This is a genomic window from Actinophytocola sp. (assembly GCF_036002505.1).
Lineage (GTDB): Bacteria > Actinomycetota > Actinomycetes > Mycobacteriales > Pseudonocardiaceae > DASYTH01.
Genome location: NZ_DASYTH010000284.1, coordinates 1 through 5,141, shown reverse-complemented (window position 1 = coordinate 5,141; position 5,141 = coordinate 1). Strand labels below are relative to the sequence as shown.

Annotated in this window: 5 protein-coding genes; 4 read left to right on the top strand and 1 reads right to left on the bottom strand. The window is 68.1% G+C overall.

Annotated elements, in window-relative coordinates:
* Nucleotides 1–336: 336 nt before the first annotated feature.
* The gene (locus VGR06_RS24840) at nucleotides 337–741 is read right to left on the bottom strand and encodes a hypothetical protein (RefSeq protein WP_327561522.1); all 405 of its coding nucleotides are present in this window, start codon (nucleotides 739–741) and stop codon (nucleotides 337–339) included.
* 134 nt (nucleotides 742–875) lie between these two features.
* On the opposite strand from VGR06_RS24840, the gene VGR06_RS24835 reads away from it, so the two are divergent.
* The 4 genes from VGR06_RS24835 to VGR06_RS24820 all read left to right on the top strand — a co-directional run bounded on the left by VGR06_RS24835 (nucleotide 876) and on the right by VGR06_RS24820 (nucleotide 4,880).
* Nucleotides 876–1,514, top strand: a complete 639-nt coding sequence (locus tag VGR06_RS24835) for an RNA polymerase sigma factor (protein ID WP_327561521.1) — start codon at nucleotides 876–878, stop codon at nucleotides 1,512–1,514.
* A complete protein-coding gene (locus tag VGR06_RS24830) occupies nucleotides 1,511–2,242 on the top strand; it encodes a hypothetical protein (protein WP_327561520.1) in 732 nt (243 codons plus the stop codon). The genes VGR06_RS24835 and VGR06_RS24830 overlap by 4 nt, the downstream gene beginning before the upstream one ends.
* A 399-nt stretch (nucleotides 2,243–2,641) precedes the next feature.
* Complete coding sequence (locus tag VGR06_RS24825; protein WP_327561519.1) at nucleotides 2,642–4,222, top strand: right-handed parallel beta-helix repeat-containing protein; 1,581 nt, start codon at nucleotides 2,642–2,644, stop codon at nucleotides 4,220–4,222.
* A gap of 406 nt (nucleotides 4,223–4,628) precedes the next feature.
* Nucleotides 4,629–4,880 (top strand): transposase, encoded by a 252-nt coding sequence (locus tag VGR06_RS24820; RefSeq protein ID WP_414637326.1) that lies wholly within the window; start codon nucleotides 4,629–4,631, stop codon nucleotides 4,878–4,880.
* The last annotated feature ends 261 nt before the right edge of the window (nucleotides 4,881–5,141 follow it).

Sequence of the window (5,141 nt, the reverse complement as noted above, 5' to 3'; positions counted from 1 at the left end):
ACGCGCCCGCCACAACTCCTACCGGGTCAAACGCCCGACCGACATCGGCACCCGCCACGACCAACCAGCCACGATCCGGCTCGCCAACCTCGGCGCCCGCAACCCCCACGCAGCATGATCAACTTAAGCTAAGTGGCATTGAACCTAGACCGGCTGAAGTACTAGCTTCAGTACATAGCCGGTACTGCGGTCGCGGACCACACGGCGACGCGTTACGGCGTCCTCAGGTCGATGCCGTCGGGGCGGACCAGGTTGACTTCGTAGGTGATCCCGTTCGGCGCGCCTTCCAGACATGTGCCCCGACGGTCAGCGAGGTGCCGTATCGGGCGGGTTTGGTCAATGAGGCGGCGCGCGGCGACTGTGCCACCACAGTTCCAGCGCACCGCGTTCGTCTCGCAGCGCCGGCGGCACTACGATCTTCGGGCGGTTGAACAGCCACACACTCGGCCAGACCAGCAGCGACGCGATGAACGTGCACCCGAGCACAATGGTGAACAGACCAGCGACATCGCCAGCGGCGCCGAACAGCAGCTTCTCGAAGAACCCCGCGATCCCCGCCAATTCCAGGAACAGCAACTGCACGAAGTTCAGCGGCAGGGACCGGACGTAGCCGGTGTCCAGCGCCTGGCCGAGCGACCACTTCCGCGGCTTGCGCCGCGGCTGGTCGGCCTTCATCCGCCAGATCTTGGGCACCACGATGAACAGCCCCACGCCGACCATCGGCGCCGTGGCGTGCCTCACGCCCACGCGCTGATGAAGGCGGCGGGCGCCTGGCGTTCTGCCGTCATAGGGGTGTCAGCGCCGTGTCCTTGATCGAGCGAAGCGTCCCGCACCAGTCAGTGGAGTTCGACGATGGCCGACGATCAGTTTGCGCAATGAGGCCGGGCGCGAAGATCGTGGCTGGCCAGCGCTGGTCGTCTGATTCGGTGCCGGCGCCGGATCTGGCCGCGGCCGTTGCGGCGGCGCAGGGCGGTAGTGAGGAGGCGTTCCGGCTGCTGTACCGGGCGGTGCAGCCGGGACTGCTGCGCTACCTGCGGGTGCTCGTGGGTGCCGAGGCCGAGGACGTCGCGGCTGAGGCGTGGTTGCAGGTCGCCCGCGATCTGGCCACCTTTCGGGGTGACGCGGACGGGTTTCGCGGCTGGGTCACGACGATCGCCCGGCATCGGGCCTTGGACCAGTTGCGTCAACGGCGCCGGCGGCCGGCCGTGGTGGACGCCGCGGCGGATGCGTTGGTCGAGCTGCCCGGGGCGGCCGACACCGCCGGGTCGGCGGCGGAGGCGGTGGCGACCGACGCGGCGCTGGCGCTGATCGCGCGGTTGCCGCCCGACCAGGCCGAGGCCGTGTTACTGCGGGTGGTCATGGGGTTGGATGTGGCCGCGGCCGCCCGGGTGCTGGGCAAGCGGCCGGGCGCGGTGCGCACCGCTGCCTACCGGGGGCTGCGCCGGCTCGCCAAGTACCTCGAGCAGGCGGGTGTGACGGATTCGGGGGACCTGACGCTGAGGGAGGTGAGATGAGCCCGCGCCGTTTTCGCCGCATCGACCGCAAGACCGCCGAGCGACTGCTCAGCGGTCAACCGGTCAGTGGATCGGACAACCTGCGCGAGTTGCTCGCCGCGGCCGCCGCCCCGCCACGGGCGGGTGAGCTGTCCGGCGAGCAGATCGCGGTCGCGGCCTTCCGCGCGGCTCATCTCACCCCAGCCCGTCAACAACGGAGACGCCCCGTGCTCAAGTCAACCCTGGCCACCCTGCTCACGGCGAAGATCCTCGTCCCAGCCGCGGCAGTCGCAGCCGTGGGTGGTATCGCGACCGCCGCGGCGACCGGAACCCTGCCCCTGCCCGGCCACGCGCCCGCCGACTCACCAACCATCAGTGCGACGCACGTTCCCAGCCCGGCGCCGCCGGGATCCGAGCCGGCCAGCGAGGCCGCGACCCCCTCGCCCTCGCTGGTCGGCCTCTGCCGCGCCTACACCGCGGGAGCCGGCTCCGAGCACGGCAAGGCCCTGGACAGTCCCGCCTTCACCGTCCTGATCACCGCCGCCGGCGGCAAGGACCAGGTCCCCGGCTACTGCGCCGACCTGCTCAGCGACCAACCCGGAAACCCGTCGCCCGGCACACCCCCAACCGGAACACCGGAAACACCCCGCCCGGCACACCCGACCGGCCCGCCAGCCACCCCACCGGCCTCCAGGCCGACCCAACCACCCCACCCCACCGGCGCACCGACAACATTGCCGACCCACTGACCAGGGGATCTCCCCGGGGCGGGCGGCGATACCTTCCCCCCGTTCGCCGCCCGTCCCAACCTCTGTGCCGCCCCGCGCCCAGCACCCTTCGCGTTGCGGGTGCCCGTTTTGACAGTTTTCACGGGGTCCTGGTTGCGGTTGACGTGCTGAATGGGTTGCCTTTTTGGGGCTGAGTGGGATGGGAGACGGGTCGGGATGGCTCTGGGCCGCCCGGTAGAAGCGGGGGGTCGAGGACGCTTACTTCGGTGATGGTGTCGATGCCCTTACCGCAGAACAATTTCCGCGCGCTGCTCAAAAATCCACGTGGTGTTCGGCATTGTCCACGCGGGTTTGCCTAACCTCGTAGGTGGCTGTAGCTCCACATCGGATCACCCTGCTAGCACCGTTGGAGGAACAGCAATGAGGCTGAAGACGCTTGTCGCGGCCGCCGGCCTGGTGGCCGGCGTGGTCCTGGTGTCGCCGACGCCCACTTCGGCAGCGGTGGGGGTGATCTATGAGGCCGAGACCGCGCCCGCGGTCTGCACGGGCACCATCGACAGCAATTGGCCCGGGTTCTCGGGGACGGGATTCTGCAACGGCACCAACGCCGTCGGCGCCTTCGCGCAGTTCACCGTCAACGCGGGACTGTCCGGCGCCGGGTTCACGGTGATCCGGTTCGCCAACGGTGGCACGAGCAGCCGGCCCGCGGACATCGTCGTCAACGGCTCGACCGTGTTCTCCGCCGTGGCGTTCGAACCGACCGGCGCCTGGTCCACGTGGGCGTCGAAGTCCGTGGGGTTCGTGGTGCCGGCGGGCAACAGCACGATCCGGCTCAACCCGACCACCTCGGCCGGCCTGCCCAACGTCGACTTCATCGACTTCTCCTGGGAAAGCCCGCCGCCGCCCACCAACACGCTGTATGTGGCGACCAACGGCAATGACGGCAACCCCGGCACGCAGGCCGCGCCCCTGCTGACCATTCAGCGCGCGGTCGACCTGGCCCGGCCCGGGTACACCATCTTCATCCGCGGCGGCACCTACGCGCCGAGCACCAACATCCAGATCCTGAGCAACGGCACGGCGAGCCAGCCCATCACCATGCGCAACGTCAGCGGCGAGCGGGTGATCATCGACGGGGAGAACATGCCGTTCACGCCGGGAGACGTGGGCTCCACCATTCCCCGGCCGCAGCGCGGCGCGATCCACATCGAGGGTGACTTCTGGCGGCTGATCGGCCTGGAGATCATCCACGGTCCCTACGGCGTCTTCGGCCTGGACTCCAGCAACAACATCTTTGAGCGTCTCATCACGCGGGACAACTATGAGTCCGGATTCCACCTGTTCCTGACGTCGAGCAACAACCAGATCCTCAACCTGGACAGCTTCGGCAACCGCGACCCCCGCAACAACGGGGAAAGCGCTGACGGCCTGGCCATCAAGGAAGGCTCCGGCACCGGCAACGTGGTCCGCGGCGCCCGGCTGTGGAACAACTCCGACGACGGCCTCGACTACTGGATGTTCTCCTCGCCCATCCTCACCGAGAACAGCCTCGCCTGGGGCAACGGGTTCAACCGCTGGAACCTGCCCGACTTCACCGGCGACGGCAACGGCTTCAAGCTCGGCGGCAACGGCGTGGCCGCCAACCACACCCTGCGCAACAGCATGGCCTGGGACAACGCCGTCGGCGGCATCATCGACAACAACAACCCCGGCCAGCACCGCATCGACCACTGCACCGCCTGGGACAACCCCGGCACCGGCTTCAACGTCAACCGTTCCACCAGCACGCTGACCGGCAACCTCGCCGTGGCCAACGGCACCAACGTCTCCCTCGGCTCCACCTCGACCGGCAGCGGCAACTCCTGGGACCTCGGCGGCTCCTGGTCCTTCGTGAGCACCGATCCCAGCACCATCACCGGACCGAGAACCGCGGACGGCTCGATCCCATCGTCCACCTTCCTACGCCCGACCAACGGCGCCAACGTCGGAGCACGCTTCTGACTACCCGCACACCGCAGGCCGGGCCGCTCCGAACAGGCGGCCCGGCCCTGGTGCATCAGATGGCCGAACCCAGGCGCACCGTCAGTAGTTGAGTGGGTTGGCGGAAGAAAGCCGGGACGGTCACCTTGATCCGCTTCTCACCGGCGGTCGTCCCGGTCGCGATCCGGACGTTGCCCCGCTCCTGGCCGAGGGAATCCGGCCCAGCCGTAGAACTCCAGTGGCTGCGGGACGTAGATGCCCACCTGCCCGTTCTGGACCGGAGCCAGCGAGAAGCCAATCCCGGACAGCGGCGGCGGACAGCCACCACCCGGCGTCGCGCAGCCGAACTTCTCACCACCGCCGAGGAAGACGATCAGGAAGTTTCTGCACCAGGGTCACGGCAACCCATGTCGGCGCCTTTGCCGAGATGCTCACCGGCCGGCACGGTGAGCGCCTGGACAGCTGGATGGCCAAAGTTGAGGCCGATGACCTGCCGCACCTGCACCGGTTCGTCCCAGGACTCAAGCGCGACTACCCGGCAGTCCTCAACGGACTCACACTCCCGCACAGCTCCGGAGCTGTTGAAGGCAACGTGAACCGCATCAAAATGATCAAGAGGCAGATGTACGGCCGCGCCGGATTCGACCTGCTCCGCAAGCGAATCCTCCTCGCCGCCTGACCATACGGGGGCCAGCTTGATCAGTGAGGTAGACCCGGCAGGATTCGAACCTGCGCGGTGACGATCGTGGCTCTGACCTGCGCGTGAACGGGAGTTCGAGTGGTGCAGGTTCGTGATAGGCGATTCGAACCGGCACCAATCGACGGAGGCGGGCCGCGATCAGCGGGTGCAGGGAATGTCGAAACTAGTCCGAACGTAACTGGTCAGGTGTCTGACGGCGTGGCGTGTTGATCCTTTCGCTGGTTCGTGGATCATGGTGTG